The sequence below is a fragment of the Streptomyces sp. NBC_00377 genome (assembly GCF_036075115.1).
In the GTDB taxonomy this organism is placed as follows: Bacteria; Actinomycetota; Actinomycetes; order Streptomycetales; family Streptomycetaceae; genus Streptomyces.
Genome location: NZ_CP107958.1, coordinates 7,598,592 through 7,615,103 on the forward strand (window position 1 = coordinate 7,598,592; position 16,512 = coordinate 7,615,103).

Consider the following 16,512-nt stretch of genomic DNA (forward strand, 5'->3'; position numbering starts at 1 on the left):
ACGACGGCTCGCACCGGACCGCTTCCACCGCCGCCGTCGCCCTCGCATCCGCCGCCCGACTCCCACCCGCCGTCCCCCTCGCCACGACCGGTGCCCGGCCGCTGCGGATCGTGCGTCTCGCCAACTTCGTGGCCCCCGCCTCGGGCGGGCTGCGCACGGCCCTGCGCGAGCTGGGCAAGGGCTACCGCGCGGCAGGCCACGAGCCGGTCCTGATCGTGCCCGGAGAGCGGGCGAGCGACCGTGAGACCGAGCAGGGCCGGGTGATCACCCTGCCGGGGCCGCTGCTGCCCGGCACCGGCGGCTACCGCGTCCTCACCGACCAACGCCGCGTCGCCCGCCTTCTGGAGGAGCTCGCCCCCGACCGCCTGGAGGTCTCCGACCGTACGACGCTGCGCTGGACCGGCAGGTGGGCACGGCGGGCCCGCGTTCCCGCGGTGATGGTCTCCCACGAGACCGCCGACGGCGTCCTGCGCACGTGGGGAGTGCCGGAAGGAGCGGCCCGTCGTGCCGCCGACGCGCTCAACCTCCGTACGGCGCACACGTACGCGCGCGTGGTGTGCACCACGGAGTTCGCCGAGCGGGAGTTCGTGCGGATCGGCGCGCGGAACGTCGTACGGGCCCCACTGGGCGTCGACCTCGTCGAACGGCATCCCGCCCTGCGTGACGCGGGACTGCGGGCCCGCCACGCGCGTGAGGACCAGATCCTGCTGGTCATGTGCACCCGCCTGTCCGTGGAGAAGCGGCCCGGTACGGCGCTGGACGCCCTGGAGGTGCTGCTGCGGCGCGGGGCGCGGGCGGTGCTCGTCGTCGCGGGCGACGGGCCGCTGCGGCCGCGCCTGGAACAGCGGGCACGTGAACGCGGGCTGCCCGTGACGTTCCTGGGGCACGTCGCCGACCGCGGCGCGCTGGGCGCGTTGCAGGCCTCGGCCGACGTGTGCCTGGCCCCGGGCCCCGCGGAGACGTTCGGGCTCGCCGCCCTGGAGGCGATGGCCTGCGGGACCCCCGTCGTCGCCAGCGCCTCCTCGGCGCTTCCCGAGGTGATCGGGGCCGCGGGGGCCACGGCGGCCGACCGGGGGGACGCCTTCGCGGACGCCGTGGAAAGCCTCCTGGAGCGTCCGCTCACGGCACGCAGGGAGACGGCACGCGCGCGTGCGGAGTGCTTCGGCTGGGGGACGTCGGTCGACGCCTTCCTCGCGGCGCACGACGCGACGTTCACGGCACCGGCCCGGGGCTGCGACGCGTACGGACCGGAGGACCGGGCCTCGTCCGCCTCCCCGGCCCCGCTGGTGACCCTGGCCCCTTCCCTGGCTATGCCTGTGTCCTCGGCCCCGCTCGGGTGCCCGCCGGTACCCCCGGCCGCGGCTCCTGCTACGGCTCAGGCCCCGGCTCCGGCGGCCCCGGCCTCGGATCCGACCTCGGCCCCCGCCCAGGCGTCGGCCCCCGCCAAGGCGTCGGCCCCCGCCCGGGCGTCGGCTCCGGCGCCGACCCCGATTCCGCCGTCGGCCCGAGCCCAGGCCCCGACCCCCACCCCGGCTCCGGCCCCGGCGTCCGCTCCAGCGGCTGTCGCGGCACCGGCCATCACGCCCGTCCGGCCCTTCGTGTCCGGAGGCCTCGGATGAGACGCCTCCGCTTCGTCGCCCTCGGGGACTCCCTCACCGAGGGTGTGGGGGACCCTGTGGGCGAGGGATGGCGTGGCTGGGCCGCGCTGCTGGCCCAGGGGCTCGCCGGGGAGACCGCTGAGAAGGCCGGGGAATCCGACGGGTCCGGTGAGCCGGTAGGGGCGGTCGAGCGCGTGGAGTTCACCAACCTCGCGGTCAGCGGCGCGCAGACGCGGGACGTGCTGGAACGGCAGCTCCCGCTCGCGCTGGAGCTGCGGCCCGACGTCGTCTCGGTCCTCGTCGGCGTGAACGACACCCTGCGCTGCACCTTCGACATCCGTGCCGTGGCCACCCGGCTCGACACGGTGTACGGGGCGTTCGCCGAACAGGGCGCGGTCGTGCTCACCGCATGTCTGCCCGACCCGGGCGGCACGCTCGGGCTGCCCGGGGCTCTCGCCCGCCCGCTGGCCCGGCGGCAGCGCGCGGTGAACGCCGTCGTGCACGCGCTGTCCGAGCGTTACGGCGCCGTCCATCTGCACGCCTCGGAGGGCGCCTGGCTGACCGACCGGGCGATGTGGAGCGCGGACCGGCTCCACCCCGGCGAGAGGGGGCACCGGCAACTGGCGGTGCGCTTCCACGCACTGCTGGCCGAGGCCGGTCTCGCGAGCGGCGCCGCGCCTTCGCCCGAGCCCGGCTTCCCGGCGCCCACGGTCTCGGCGAGCCTGTGGTGGCTGGCGACCGCGGGCACCGGCTGGGTGGCCCGGCGGTGCACCGACCTGCTCCCGCAGTTGCTCACCCTGGCGGCCGACGAGATGCGTCACCGCGCGCGGGGGACGAGCGCCCGCCTCGACCTGCGGGCCTCCGCGGCGGTGTCCGCGGCGCTTGCCGCGCTGTCCGTGGCGGAGCGGCAGCCGGACACCGCCTGAAGCCCGGCGGGCGGGGCCCGCGTCACCGGGCAGGCGGCTCGCTCACCTGCGGCGTACGGCGACGAAGCGGACCGGTGTCCCGGGTGCCGCCTGTGCCGCGGCCGCGAGGTCCGGCGCGCGGACGACCCCGATCACCGGGTAGCCCCCGGTGGTCGGATGATCGGCGAGGAAGACCACCGGCCGGCCCGCCGGCGGAACCTGTACGGCGCCCAGGACCATGCCCTCGCTCGCCAGCTCACCGCTCCTGGCGCGCTCCAGGGCGGGCCCCTCGGTGCGCAACCCGATGCGGTTGCTGGCCGAGGACACGTGGAACGTCCGCGAGGTGAAGGCGCGGAGCGCCTGCGGGGTGAACCAGTCGTCGCGCGGGCCGAGCGTCACCCGCAGGACGAGTTCCGTCGGCGGCGCCGGCTGCGGCGCGACGTCCACGCGTGCGTGCGGGACGTGCTCGGGCCCCAGGGGCAGGACGGTGCCGTCCGTGAGCGGCGGGGGGCCGATACCCGAGAGCAGATCGGTGGACCGGCTGCCGAGGACCGGCTCCACGACGATGCCGCCCGCCACGGCCGCGTAGGCGCGTACCCCCGTGACGGCCGGCCCGATGTCCAGCACCGCCCCGGCACGCACCCGCACGGCTGCTCCCCAGGCGACCGGCCGGCCGTCCACCGTGACCCGGCAGGGGGCGCCCCCGACCGCCAGGGTCACGTCGGAACGCGGTTTGAGGGCGCAGCCGTTGAGCGTCGTCTCCAGGACAGCCGCGTCGAGCGGGTTGCCCACCAGCCGGTTGACGAGGGCCGCCGCGGGCCCGTCGAGCGCACCGGAGCGAGGCACGCCGAGATGCGCGTGTCCGGGACGGCCCCGGTCCTGCACCGTGGTGAGCGCCCCGGCGCGGACGACGAAGAGTGCGCGGTCGCTCATCAGGTGCCCACCGGCCCCACCGGGACGAAGCGCACGCGCGTGCCCGGCGACAGCAGCGCGGCCGGCACCCGCGTGTGGTCCCACAGCACCGCCCGCGTGCTGCCGATCAGCTGCCAGCCGCCGGGTGACGCACGCGGGTAGACGCCCGTGTACGGCCCGGCCAGCGCTACCGAACCGGCCGGTACGGCGGTGCGCGGGGTGGCCCGGCGCGGGACGTCGTAGCGTGCCGGCAGTCCGGTGAGATAGCCGAAGCCGGGCGCGAAGCCGCAGAAGGCGACCCGGAACTCGGTGCCCGCGTGGATGCGGGCGACCTCGTGCTCCGTGACGCCCCACAGGGCGGCGACCTCGGGCAGGTCCGGGCCGTCGTAGCGGACCGGGATCTCGACGGCGGGCTCATCACGCGGGGGAGCGGGCGGTACGTCGGAGGCGGCCAGCTCGGACGCCAGCCGGCCGGGGTCGACCAGACCGTCCAGGAGGACCGTACGTGCCGCCGGGACGATCTCGCGGGCGCCGAGCAGTCCCGCCGCGCGCCGGCGCAGCAGCTCGGCGTGCAGGGCCTCGGCCTCCGCGCCCGACGCGACCTCGACGAGCAGGGCGTCGTCGCCGACCGGCAGGACTCGCACGCTCATACGAAGGCCTCCACCCTTACGCCCGACTCCTCCAGCCCTCGCCTGACCCGGCGGGCCAGCTCCACCGCGCCGGGCGTGTCGCCGTGCAGGCACAGGGAACGCGCGCGTACGTCGATGGTCGATCCCCCGAGGGAGGTGACCTGCCCGAGGCGGGCCAGGCTCAGGGACCGTGCCACGACGGCGTCCGGGTCGGTGACCACGGCCCCGGCCTGCCCACGGGGCACGAGCGTGCCCTCCTCGGTGTAGGCGCGGTCCGCGAAGGCCTCCGGGACGGCCGGGAGCCCCGCCCCCAGGGCCAGCTCCAGCAGGCGGGAGCCGGGCAGCCCGAGCACGGGCAGCGCGGCGTCGGCCAGGAGCACTCCGTCGACCACGGCAGCGGCCTGTGCCTCGTCGTGCACGACCCGGTTGTAGAGCGCGCCGTGCGGTTTGACGTACGCCACGCGCGTGCCCGCCGCCCGGGCGAACACCTCCAGGGCGCCGATCTGATAAGCGACCTCGGCAGCCAGTTCGGCGGACGGTACGTCCATCGCGCGCCGCCCGAACCCCGCCAGGTCCCGGTAGGAGACCTGCGCGCCGATCGTCACGCCCCGCTCGGCCGCCAGGTCGCACACCCGCCGCATGGTGGCCGGGTCTCCGGCGTGGAAGCCGCAGGCCACGTTGGCGCTGCTCACGACGGACAGCAGCTGCTCGTCGTCGGTCAGCCGCCAGCGGCCGAAGCCCTCGCCGAGGTCGGCGTTCAGATCGATCGCGGTCGTCGTCGCGGTCATGGTTCCTTCGTATCTCCTTCTCAGGCCACGCGGTACTGCTCGTCGCGGGCGTCGGTGAGGAACATCTGTCCCGGGGCGTGGGTGAGGGCGAACGGCGGCCGTGAGGCCATCACCGCAGCCTGCGGGGTCACCCCACAGGCCCAGAACACCGGGATGTCGTCCGCGGCGGCGTCCACCGGATCGCCGAAGTCGGGCCGGCCGAGGTCGCCGATGCCCAGTCCCGACGGATCGCCGCAGTGCACGGGGCTGCCGTGCACCGCCGGGAGCAGGCTGGTCTCCCGGATGGCCGCCGCGAGGTGCTGCGGCGGCACCGGACGCATGGACACCACCATGGGGCCGTGCAGCCGCCCCGCGGGCCTGCACTGACGGTTCGTCACGTACATCGGGACGTTGCTCCCCTGCTCCAGGTGCCGCACCGGGACACCGGCCCCGGTCAGGGCCGACTCGAAGGTGAAGCTGCACCCGATCAGGAACGACACCAGGTCGTCACGCCAGTACGCGCGCACGTCCGTGGGTTCGTCCACCAGTTCGCCGTCCGCCCAGACCCGGTAGCGCGGCAGATCGGTGCGCAGGTCGGCGCCCTCGGCCAGGACGGTCGTCCAGGAGCCGGCGTCCGTGACGTCGAGGACGGGACAGGGCTTCGGGTTGCGCTGGCAGAACAGGAGCATGTCGTACGCCCAGTCGGCGGGCACGGTGATCAGGTTGACCTGGGTGTGTCCCGCCGAGACTCCGGCCGTGGGGCCCGCCAGGCCCGCCCGGAAGCGTGCCCGGGCGGTGGCGGGGCTCCACGCGTGCGCGTGCTCCTCGGCGACGGTGACGGGACGGTCGTCGCCGGAGGGTGGACGGCGGTCCTGCGTGAGGGGCGGACGGCGGTCCTGCGTGAGGATCGGACGGTTCACTCCAGTCCCTTCCCGCGGGTCTCCGGCAGCCCGAGCAGGGCCAGCGCGGCGATCGCGTAACCGATCGCGCCGAACACCAGGGCGCCGCCCACACCCCAGCTGTCGGCCAGGAAACCGACCGTGGTGGGGAAGAGGGCGCCCACGGCACGCCCGGTGTTGTAGGTGAAGCCCTGCCCCGTGCCGCGCAGGGCCGTCGGGTACAGCTCGCTCAGATAGGACCCGAAGCCGCTGAAGATCGCCGACATGCAGAATCCGAGCGGGAAACCGAGCACGAGCAGGACGGTGTCCGCGCCGCTCGGGATGTTGGCGTACGCCAGGATGCACACCGCCGACAGCAGCGCGAACAGCCAGATGTTGCGCCGCCGCCCCAGCCGGTCGGTGAGGTAGCCCCCGGTGAGATAGCCGAGGAACGCGCCCGAGATCAGGAAGGTCAGATAGCCGCCGGTGCCGACCACCGACAGGCCGCGCTCGGATTTCAGGTACGTCGGCACCCAGGTCGCCAGCGTGTAGTAGCCGCCCTGCACTCCGGTGGACAGCAGGCCCGCGAAGAGCGTCGTCCGCAGCAGTGGCCCCTTGAAGATCGCCGGGAAGGAGCCTTTCTCGGCGCTCTGTTCACGCGCGGCGGTGGCCTGCGGCGCGTCCTCTACCCGGCGCCGCATCCACACGACGAGCAGGGCGGGCAGGGCGCCCGTCCAGAACATCACCCGCCAGGCCATGTCGTCGCCGAAGAAGGAGAAGACCAGGGTGTACGCGAGTACCGCGAGGCCCCAGCCGACAGCCCAGGAGCTCTGGATCGCGCCCAGGGTGCGGCCCCGGTGCTTCGCGCTCGCGTACTCGGCGACCAGGATCGCGCCGACCGCCCACTCGCCGCCGAAACCGAGGCCCTGGAGGGACCGGAAGACCAGCAGTGTCTCGTAGGTGGGTGCGAAGCCGCAGGCGACGGTGAAGACCGCGTAGGTGACCACCGTGATCATCAGGGCCCTGACCCGCCCGATCCGGTCGGCCAGGACGCCCGCCACGGCGCCGCCGATCGCGGAGGCGACCAGGGTGACGGTGGTGAACAGTCCGGTCTGGCCGCTGTCCAGGCCGAAGTACGCCGCCAGCGCGACCATGCTCAGCGGCAGCGTGAAGTAGTCGTAGGAGTCGAGTGCGTAGCCGCCGAACGCGCCGGCGAAGGCGCGGCGGCCGCGCGGTCCGAGGGCGTGCAGCCAGGCCAGTGCGCCGTCGTCAGGGGCGTGTCCTGCCTTGAGGGTGCGGCGGGGGTCGGTGCTCGGGGCCTGCGGGGGGAGGGGACTGCTCAAGGGGCACCTCGCTGAGGGAGGAGGGAGGGTGCTGGGTGTGAGCTGTGCCGTGCGGGAGGCGGGTCGCCGCCGTGGGGACGGGCGGTGCCATGAAAGGAAGGTAGGGGATCGTTGAACGATCCTTCAATACCCGCGTTGTTTCGTTCTCGTGTCTGCGGTTGAATTCCGGGCATGGCAGAGCAGCTGGCGGGACTGGCCGACGACCGCGCCCTCCTGGGCCGTACGAGCACGGCCGAACGGGTTTCGGACATCCTGAGGAGCCGCATCGCCGAGGGCTACTTCCCGCCCGGCACCCGGCTGTCGGAGGACAGCATCGGCGGGGCGCTCGGGGTCTCCCGCAACACGCTGCGCGAGGCGTTCCGGCTGCTCACCCACGAGCGTCTGCTCGTCCACGAGCTGAACCGGGGCGTCTTCGTCCGGGTCCTGACCGTGGAGGACGTCGAGGACATCTACCGCACCCGGGCCCTCGTCGAGTGCGCCGTCGTGCGCGGGCTGGGGGAGCCGCCGTACGTGCTCGACGGCCTGCGGGCCAGCGTCACCGAGGGACAGGTCGCGGCCGTCGAGAACGACTGGAAAGGGCTGGGCACCGCCAACATCCACTTCCACCGCGAACTGGTGTCCCTGGCCGCAAGCGCCCGCACCGACGAACTGATGCGCAGCGTCTTCGCCGAACTGCGCCTCGCCTTCCACCTCGTGGACGAGCCGCGCTCGCTGCACGAGCCGTACCTCCAGCGCAACCGCCAGATCCTCCAGGCTCTCCAGGCCGGGGACAAGGCGGGGGCCGAGCGACTGCTCACGGTCTACCTCGCCGATTCGCTGGCACGGGTGGTCGAGGTGTACCGGCGAAGGGTGGGGGAGGAGCGCGCCCTCTAGGGACGCGGGGAACGGCACGACAGGCCTCCACCGGCACGGAGCCGACGAGCGGACGAAAGACGGCCGGTGGTCGCCCGCCGGCCGCCGGAGGCGATCCGCGCCGTTTGGGTCGATGTCAGACCGAGGACCTAGTCTGTGCACCGTGACTTCGCCTGCTTCGACGGACCGTGTTCCGCCCCAGCTCAGCGCGGGGCCGCGCCCGGCTCCGGGCCCGGCCGCCGACGAGGGGCTGGCGCGGCGGCTGCGCGCGCTCGCCTGCACCGCGCCGATCCACGACCTCGACGCGCGCAAGGCCAATCTCGCGGGTGAGTACTCGGTCTACGGCATGGCCGAGATCGCCCTCGCCGCCATCGACCTCGTCACACTCAACATGGACTTCGACACCGGTGCCGACCACGACCAGATAGTGGCCCGCCTCATGCCGCGCATCGCCGCACAGGCCCCGCGGCGGCCCGTGGCCGAGCACGAGCGGGTGGCCCGCTGGGTCCTGGAGAACCTGATCAACGTCGGCAGCGTCGACCGCGGCTTCCGCGCCGCGTACGGCACGTTCGCCCCGGACGGCACCTATGTGCGCCGGGACTACGACTTCAAGCTGATCGAGGAGGTCCCCGGCTACGGCGGCGCGGTCTACCTCCGCACGACCGACGAGGCGGTCAACGTCCTCGTCGGCGCCCTCGACACCGACGTCACCAGCGCGCAGATCGCCGCCGAGGTCAAACTCGAGGTGCTCATCCGGCGCGGCCGGCTCGCCGACGCCCAGCTCGCCGCCGAGCAGGCCCGCTACCGCACCGTGCAGTACTCGGAGACCCTGCGCCGCGCCCTGGAGGCGACACGGCGCAACGTACGCGCGGTGGACTGGCTCAACGCCGTCCCCGACATGATCGCCGAGGCCCTCGACCACGTGGCCGACCGCTACCGCCACGAGAACGCGATCCTCACCAACATCCGCAAGGCACGCGACGAGATCGAGGACGCGGAGAACAAGCGGCGCGCCGCCGAGCTCGTCGACATAGTGAAGGACTGCATCCGCAGGCACACCCTCTTGCAGTCCCGGCTGCTGGAGGCCGGCCCGCTGTTCCGCGCCGAGCAGGACCGGCAGGCCTTCGCCACCCCCATGACCTCGGCAGGGACCGACCTCTACGGTCACCTCGTCGCCCCCCTGCTGCCGTTGCCGCTCGAGCAGGCGGTCCGGGTCACCGACGCGTTCTTCGCCCATGGCACCGGCTTGCGCACACCGGTCTCCGTCCGCATGGGCGATCTTGTCGACCTGCTGCTGACGCCGCCGGTGGAGCGTGAGCACCTGGGGGCGGAGATGCCGGAGCCGGACCTCATCGCGACGCCCGACGACAGCCGCTTCAGCGAAGCGCAGCTGGCCATGGCCAAGGCGCTGCTCGATCTGCCCGCGGACGCGCCGCGACGGCTGTCGGGACTGCTCGAGGAGGCCCGGGCCAAGGAGGGCGAGGAACTGGCCTACCTCGTGGCCCTGCTGGCGGTGCACGCCGCCAGCCCGGCCGTGGGAACCGCCTACCGTCAGGGCGAGGAGAAGCTGCTGTTCGCCGTGGACGACGGGACGGAGCTGGACGATCCGGGTTTCGGCGGCGCCGATCTCATCGTCGGCACCGCCCTGCTCGACGCCGCGGGGATGGCGGCGGACCGTACGGAGGCCGCATGAGCCGGGCCGGGAACGCCAGGAACGACCACGAGCACACCGAGGAGCCGAAACCGTGAGCGAGCACGTCGACCGGAGTGAGCCGGAGGCCGTCGCCGTGCCGGCCTCCTCCGCCGTCACCCCCGCCGACGCCGCCGACGCGGCGCGGCTCGTCGCCTTCGGGCTCCAGCCCAAGCTTCAGCCCGCACGGGACCAGGAGTACGCGGAGCTGCTGCGGAGGTACCGGGAGGATCCGGCCTTCGCACGGCTCGCCGACGCCGTGGCCGCCGGACTCGGGCTGATCGTGCTGGAGGTCTCCCCGCGCGCGGGGATGGCGGTGACCGCCGCCGAGGACTCGGTGTTCGCCGTGCGGATGGGGGACTACGCACGTCGAACGTCCGCCGACGGCGGCGACCGGTTCCTGCACGGACTGGCGCACCTCTCGGTCGCCGCGATGGCCTACCCCCGCCCCGAGGACCTTGCCGACGACGGGTACATCGGGCGGGTCAGCGTCAACGGCGTCGACGCCTTCGTGCGCCAGGCCTGCCGCCGGCTGGAGGAGCGGGCGCAGGAACAGGGCGAGAACACCGACCCCGCGACCGACGCGCCCGGTCTGGAGGCCGCCTGGCGGATCTGGGCCAGACGCAGTTCCACCGGCGCCACCAAGGACGCGCGCAGACTCGCCGGCTCGACGACCGGCATCGTCGGCAAGGCCGTCGCCTTCCTCACCGACTCCGGCTTCCTCCAGCGGACCGGCGACGACGGCGGCGGCACCTACCGCACGACCGCTCGCTACCAGCTCCAGGTGCGTGACATGGCGGGCGCCGCCGCCATGGCCGAGCTGCTGGAGCTGGGCGTCGTCCCGGTCACCGACGGCACGCCGACGCTGTTGCCCCCCGAGGACACCGACGACCTGGACCTGGTGGCCGACGCCGGGCTGCCGTTCCACCACTGAAGCCCTCCTGCTTCCCGGCCTCCGACTACCCCGGCCCCGTGGTTCCCGAGCTTCTCGATCTCTGAGATCCCGGACCTCTGGCCCGGCGAGTCCCAGGGCTTGTGAAGCGCCTCCCCCCTTCTGCCGAAGACTTACGAGAGTCCGCCATGTACGAGCTGTCCCGGGTCCGCCTCTACTCCATCGGGCCTGCCGGTGCGCGCTACGCCGACACCGTGCTTGACCTGCGGGGCGTGGGCGACATCGTGCCCGATCCCGCCCCCGCACAGGCGGAGTTCTTCGAGGAGGAGCCGGTCGGCCCCCCGCGCCGGCCCGCACCCGCGGGCGTGCTCTTCCTGGAGAACGGCGGCGGCAAGTCCGTGCTGCTCAAGCTGATCTTCTCGGTGATGCTGCCGGGCCACCGCAACACCCTGGGCGGCGCCAGCTCCGGCGTGCTGCGCAAGTTCCTGCTCGCCGACGACTGCGGACACGTGGCGCTGGAGTGGCAGCACGTGCTCACCGGTGAGTGCGTGGTCGTCGGCAAGGCGAGCGAGTGGCGCGGGCGACAGGTCTCCAACGACCCGCGCAAGTTCGCGGAGGCGTGGTACTCGTTCCGTCCCGGACCGGGGCTGAGCCTGGACAACCTGCCCGTGGCCGAGTCCACCGCCGTACGCCCCTCCGTCGAGGGCACCTCAGGCGCGCAGGGGCGGCGCCGCACCATGAAGGGATTCCGGGACGCCATCACCGAGGCGGGGAAGGCGTATCCGCACCTCGAGGTGCACTGGGAGGAGATCCACGACCGGTGGATCGAACACCTCGGCGAGCTGGGCCTGGACCCCGAACTCTTCCGCTACCAGCGGGAGATGAACGCCGACGAGGGTGAGGCCGCCGGCCTCTTCGCGGTCAAGAAGGACTCCGACTTCACGGACCTGCTGCTGCGCGCGGTGACCGACACGCGGGACACCGACGGGCTCGCCGACCTGGTCAGCGGCTTCGGCAACAAGCTGGGCCGCCGCGCCGAGCTGATCGCCGAACGGGACTTCACCGCCGGATCGGTCGACCTGCTCGGGCGGATCGTCGAGGCCGCCGAAACGCGGGCACGCGCGCGTGACGTCCACGTCGGGGCCGAACGGCGCACCCGCGCGCTGGCCCGGCGGTTGTCCGCGCGGGGCGTGCGAGAGAAGACGCGGGCCGGCGATCTGGCCCAGCGGGTCACGGCCGCCGCCCACGCCGTCACGCACTCCGAGGGCGCCCGGGAGCGCAGCTCGCTGATCGCCGCCGAACTCGCCTACCGACACGCCTCGCTGGCACTCGCCGCCGCCGAGAAGTCCGCCGCCGCGCAGAAGCGGGAACTCGCCGACGCCCGCACCCTGCACTCCGCCTGGCAGGCCGCCGAGGCCGTGCTGCGCCACCGGGCCGCCGCCGACCGGGTCGCGCGCGTGTCCGCCGCGATCCAGGAGGCCGAACGCGACGCCGCCCCCGCGCTCGCCGCCCGGGCCAAGGCCGCCGTCGACCTCGTACGCGCCCTGCACGCGGCCGCCGAGCGGGCCGAGGCCCTCGCCAACGAGGAGGAGGAACGCTCGGCGGCGCTCCAGGAAGCCGGCGAGTCCGCGCACCGGGACTCGACGTCCGCCGCCACCGACGCCCAGCGCGCCCGCAGCGAGGTCGGCCACCTGCGCCAGCGCCTCTCCGAGGTCGAGCAGGAGACCGCCGAGGCGGTACGCGCAGGGTGGCTCGACGACAGCGCCCCGGACGCCGACCCCGCCCGCGCGGCGCTCGCCGCCAGTGACGCCGAGAAGACCGCCGTCGCCGCCTGGGACACCGCGCGCGAAGCCTCCGCAAGGGCCGGCGAGCACGCGCGCGAGGCGGCCTCCGCGGAGTCCCGTGCCGAGCTCACCGCGGCCCGGGCCGCCGACGCGGCGACGGCCGCGCAACGGTCGTACGAGGCCGAGCGGCGGCTCGCCGAGTCCCTGGCCCGCGAGGAACGGCTGGTGGAACTGCTCGGGCTGACCGGCGGTGCCGGCCGCCCGCGCATCCCGCAGCCACGGCGGAACGGCGAGCCGGACGAAGGCTCCCTGATGACGCCCGAGGAGCTGGACCGCTGCGCCGACGAGCTGCGCGAGCTCCTCGACGACGCCGTCTCCTCCGCCGAACGGCAACTGTTCGAGCTGCGCACCGCGGCCGCCGACGACTCCCGCGTCCTCGGCGCCCTCGGCGACGGCGGACTTCTGCCGCCCGGCCCGGACGTGCTGGCCACCGTCGAGTTCCTCGGCGAGCACGGCATCCCCGCCCTGCCCGGCTGGCGCTATCTCGCGCAGGCCGTCGATCCCGCCGACCACGCGCGCGTGCTCGCCGCCCGGCCGGAACTGGTCGACGGTGTGATCATCACCGACCCCGCCTCGCACGCACGCGCCCGTGAAGCGCTCGGTGACGCCGCCCTGCTGCCCCGTTCGGCCGTGGCTGTCGGTACGGCAGCCGCCCTGCTGGCACCGCCCCCGGCGGCCGACGCGGCGAACAGCGACGTCTTCCTCGTCCCGCCGAACCCGGCCATGCACGACGAGCACGCCGCCGACGAGGAACGGCAGGCACTGCGCGCGCGGGCCACCGAGCGCGACGAGGGCATCCGCCGGCTCGCGGCGCGGCTCGCCAAGGATCGCGAGCTCACCGCCCGGCTGGCCTCCTGGCGTACCGGCTGCCCGGCCGGAAGGCTCGCCGAGCTGGCGCGGTCCGCGGGGGAGGCGCGCGCGTTCGCCGAGGAGTCCGAGGCCGAGCTGTCCGAGGCGCGGACCGTACGCGCGGAGGCCGACGAGACCGCCGCGGAGGCGGCCCGGGTGCGCGACGAGCGCCAGGAGGCCGCGCAGCGCGCCCGGCGCGCCGCCGACGCCCTGGCCGGGCTCGCCTTCCGGCTGCGCGAGCGTGCCGGCTGGCAGGTCAAGGTGCGTGAACTGGCCGACGAGGCCGCCGAGTCGGAAGCCCGCGCCCAGACCTGCCTGGAGCGCGCCCGCGCCGCCGACGAGGACCGGCGCGGCGCCCAGCGCGCGGCCGACGACGCCCGCCGCACCGCACGTGCCCTGCGCGCCGAACGCGCCGAGATCGCCGGCGCCCCCGACGACGTACCCCAGGACGACGCGGACGCGTCGAGTGCGTCCCTGCCGGCCCTCCGAGAGGCATACCGGGCGGCATCCCAGCTGTACGAGAAGGTCGGCGTCGGCGCGGACCTACGGGCCGAGCAGGCCCGCGCGGAGAGCGACGAGAGCGCGGCCCGCGCCGAGCTGGACCGGCTCAGCAACAAGGTCCGCACGCGCGCGGAGCAGTTGCTCGGGTCGCCCGACGGTTCCGACGGGCCGTCCCGGCAGGCCGCGGCCGCCCGCGCGGAGGAGCTGGTGCAGCTCCTGGAGACCCGGGTGTCCACCGCCAGTGAACAGCTCGGGCGGCTGCGCGGCGAGGCCGAGCGGCACGCCCCCGAGGACGGTGCGGCCCACACCGAGCTGCCCGAGGAGCTCCAGCCGCGCGACGCCGAGCACGCCCAGGCGCTGCTGCGCACCGCGACGGCCGAACTCGGGGCGCGCACAGAGGCGTTGAACCAGGCACGCGAGGCCCACGCCGAACTGCTGGCCGCTCACCGTGCCGCCGAGGACGCGGCCGGCGGCTTCGACGAGATCGCCGCGATGCTCCGGGACCTCCTGCGGGAGCACACCTCCGACGAGGAGCAGGAGGAGTCGGAGCCCTATCCGGGCAGCCCGGAGGAGGCCCGCCGGTCGGCCGCCGAGGCCCGCCGCTCCCTGCGCGGCTGCGCCGCCGACCTGTCCGCCGCCGAGTCCGCCGTCCGCGAGGCCGGCGACATCCTCGTACGGCACGCCAACTCCACGCGCTACGAGCAGGTCCGCACGCCGGCTCGCCAGCAGATCCGCGAACTGCCCGCCTCCGCTCTCCCCGAGCACGCGCAGAAGTGGGCGAACGCCTTCGCCCCCCGGCTGCGTGTCCTCACGGACGAGCTGGAGCAGCTGGAGCGCAACAGGGACTCGATCGTGGACCGGCTGCGAGGGCTCGTCGAGTCCTCGCTCGCCACCCTTCGCTCGGCCCAGCGTCTCTCCCGGCTGCCCGAGGGACTCGGCGAGTGGTCCGGGCAGGAGTTCCTGCGCATCCGCTTCGAGGAGCCCGACCAGACGACCCTCACCGAGCGGCTCGGCGAGGTCATCGACGAGGCGACCCGGGCGGCCGTGAAGAAGAACTCCGACCTGCGGCGCGACGGCATGTCGCTGCTGCTGCGCGGGGTCGGCGCGGCCCTCCGGCCCAAGGGTGTCGCCGTCGAGATCCTCAAGCCGGACGCCGTACTGCGCGCCGAGCGCGTCCCCGTCGGCCAGATGGGCGACGTGTTCTCCGGCGGTCAGCTGCTCACCGCCGCCATCGCCCTCTACTGCACGATGGCGGCCCTGCGCAGCAACGACCGGGGCCGGGACAAGCACCGGTACGCCGGCACGCTGTTCCTGGACAACCCGATCGGACGCGCCAACGCGACCTATCTGCTGGAGCTCCAGCGCGCGGTCTCCGACGCCCTCGGAGTGCAGCTCCTCTACACCACGGGCCTGTTCGACACGACGGCACTGGCGGAGTTCCCGCTGGTCATCCGGCTGCGCAACGACGCCGACCTGCGGGCGGGCCTGAAGTACATCAGCGTCGAGGAACACCTCAGGCCCGGCCTGCCGCAGCAGGCACCGGCCGGAGAGGAGGACGCGGTCCAGGTGCGCAGCGAGATCACGGCCACCCGGATGTACAAACGGCCCACGCCGAACGCCGGTTGAGCAGACCGGCCGATCAGCCGTCCTCCGCCGGGAGGCAGGTGAGCTCCGTCGGCGGCGCCCTCCCCGCCGTCAGCGGCTTTGCGCGTGAGGGCGGTTACAGCGGGAACGGGCCGGCCGCGCTCCAGCCGGTACGGCCCTTGGAGCCCCGGACGTCCAGGTCCTCGGCGGACCGGAAGGCCGTTGAGGGACCGAACCGGCCGACGCCTGTCCGGGCGGGGCCGGGCGCGGCCTGAGCGGGAACCTGTCGCTGTTCCCGTCCTCAGCGCCGCGCCGGCCGCCTCAGGAGTGCGACAGCCGCCCGGTGCCGCTCTGCCTGCGTATCCGTTCCTGCACGCGCTGCGCGGCCCTGGTCTGCCGCCGGGCCCGGCGTCGCTCGCGTCGCAGCGAACGCGCCGAGCTGCTCGGCGTCGACACCACGCCGTTGCGCTGGTTCCACACCTGACGGGTCACCCAGACGTCCAGCGCGCCCCAGGTGGCCAGCACCGTGCTGACCACACTGCTGATCACCATGGGGAAGGCCAGCCAGGACCCCGCGAGGGTGCTCAGGAAGGCGACCATGGCCTGGATCAGCGTCACGGCGATGACCAGCACCGCGCGCACGGCCGCCGTACGTACGGGGTCCGGCATCCGGCGCCGGCGCGCCGGTTCCTCGACCCACAACGGGCGGTACGCGGCCCGCTCCCGTGTCGTGGCGGACGTACCGCCGACGTAGGCCGCACCGGTCCGCCGGGTGCCTTCCGGCTCCGTGTCGGCCGCCTCCGCGCCCACGGGGACGCCACGGCCGGTCGAGCCGCGCACCTCCGCGGGATTTTCGCGCCGCTCCGCTGTCACCTGCCCCTGCACCGGAACGTCGCGATCCGGTGCCTCGGGATCCCGCAGTGCCGTACCGCGCGTCGCCGCGCCCTCCTCGGGCGCCTCACGCCGCTCCGCCGTGCCCATCACTGTGTCACTCCCCACCGCCAGCAGACCGCTCCTCCGGATCGAAGACCCGGCTCCCCAGTGGCTGCCCGGCTTGCGCTGAATTACGCCGCCCGGGTTCGGCATACGGCTCGTGTGGCCCGTTCCGCCCCCGCTTCCCAACGAATAGGACGGACGACGCGCCCTGAAGATTCCCGAGTTACGGAAAATTCTGGCCAACTCGTGTACGTCGACGACCGGATCCCGTCGGGTCCGCAGGATCGGATTCGGGGCGACAATCTCCCGCAATGCCCGGACAACACACCATG

Annotated in this window: 11 protein-coding genes and 1 pseudogene; 6 read left to right on the forward strand and 6 right to left on the reverse strand. The window is 74.3% G+C overall.

The genetic code is table 11. The features are described 5' to 3' along the window. Window positions 1-101: 101 nt before the first annotated feature. Both OHS71_RS33795 and OHS71_RS33800 read left to right on the forward strand, forming a co-directional pair. Window positions 102-1,208, forward strand: a pseudogene (locus OHS71_RS33795) (glycosyltransferase); the annotation flags it as partial. Window positions 1,209-1,615: 407 nt separating this feature from the next. Continuing rightward, complete coding sequence (locus OHS71_RS33800) at window positions 1,616-2,524, forward strand: SGNH/GDSL hydrolase family protein (RefSeq protein WP_328483112.1); 909 nt, start codon at window positions 1,616-1,618, stop codon at window positions 2,522-2,524. Between the two features lie 42 nt (window positions 2,525-2,566). On the opposite strand, the gene OHS71_RS33805 is transcribed toward OHS71_RS33800, so the two are convergent. The 5 genes from OHS71_RS33805 to OHS71_RS33825 are packed head-to-tail and all read right to left on the reverse strand — an operon-like array spanning window position 2,567 to window position 7,032. Beyond that, window positions 2,567-3,436 carry a biotin-dependent carboxyltransferase family protein gene (locus tag OHS71_RS33805; RefSeq protein ID WP_328483113.1) on the reverse strand — a complete coding sequence of 290 codons (870 nt, stop codon included), beginning with the start codon at window positions 3,434-3,436 and terminating at the stop codon, window positions 2,567-2,569. Then, window positions 3,436-4,059 (reverse strand): 5-oxoprolinase subunit B family protein, encoded by a 624-nt coding sequence (locus OHS71_RS33810; protein ID WP_328484729.1) that lies wholly within the window; start codon window positions 4,057-4,059, stop codon window positions 3,436-3,438. Before OHS71_RS33810 ends, OHS71_RS33805 begins: the two co-directional genes overlap by 1 nt. 2 nt (window positions 4,060-4,061) lie before the next feature. After that, window positions 4,062-4,832 carry a LamB/YcsF family protein gene (locus tag OHS71_RS33815; RefSeq protein ID WP_328483114.1) on the reverse strand — a complete coding sequence of 257 codons (771 nt, stop codon included), beginning with the start codon at window positions 4,830-4,832 and terminating at the stop codon, window positions 4,062-4,064. A 20-nt stretch (window positions 4,833-4,852) separates the two neighbouring features. Further along, on the reverse strand, window positions 4,853-5,719 hold the full coding sequence (locus OHS71_RS33820) for a putative hydro-lyase (protein ID WP_328484730.1): 867 nt from the start codon (window positions 5,717-5,719) through the stop codon (window positions 4,853-4,855). 8 nt (window positions 5,720-5,727) lie between these two features. Next, window positions 5,728-7,032, reverse strand: a complete 1,305-nt coding sequence (locus OHS71_RS33825) for an MFS transporter (protein WP_328483115.1) — start codon at window positions 7,030-7,032, stop codon at window positions 5,728-5,730. 171 nt (window positions 7,033-7,203) lie between these two features. Here OHS71_RS33825 and OHS71_RS33830 point away from each other — a divergent pair, with 171 nt between their 5' ends. The 4 genes from OHS71_RS33830 (at window position 7,204) to OHS71_RS33845 (ending at window position 15,286) form a co-directional block, all read left to right on the forward strand. Continuing rightward, window positions 7,204-7,905: a GntR family transcriptional regulator gene (locus OHS71_RS33830; RefSeq protein WP_328483116.1), complete on the forward strand. Its 702-nt coding sequence runs from the start codon at window positions 7,204-7,206 to the stop codon at window positions 7,903-7,905. Window positions 7,906-8,047: 142 nt separating this feature from the next. Then, window positions 8,048-9,577: a hypothetical protein gene (locus tag OHS71_RS33835; RefSeq protein ID WP_328483117.1), complete on the forward strand. Its 1,530-nt coding sequence runs from the start codon at window positions 8,048-8,050 to the stop codon at window positions 9,575-9,577. Between the two features lie 52 nt (window positions 9,578-9,629). After that, window positions 9,630-10,508: a hypothetical protein gene (locus tag OHS71_RS33840; RefSeq protein WP_328483118.1), complete on the forward strand. Its 879-nt coding sequence runs from the start codon at window positions 9,630-9,632 to the stop codon at window positions 10,506-10,508. Window positions 10,509-10,654: 146 nt separating this feature from the next. Further along, window positions 10,655-15,286: a hypothetical protein gene (locus OHS71_RS33845; RefSeq protein WP_328483119.1), complete on the forward strand. Its 4,632-nt coding sequence runs from the start codon at window positions 10,655-10,657 to the stop codon at window positions 15,284-15,286. Window positions 15,287-15,565: 279 nt separating this feature from the next. Here the strand turns inward: OHS71_RS33845 and OHS71_RS33850 are convergent, their stop codons facing one another. Next, window positions 15,566-16,225 (reverse strand): hypothetical protein, encoded by a 660-nt coding sequence (locus OHS71_RS33850; protein ID WP_443047180.1) that lies wholly within the window; start codon window positions 16,223-16,225, stop codon window positions 15,566-15,568. Window positions 16,226-16,512 lie beyond the last annotated feature (287 nt).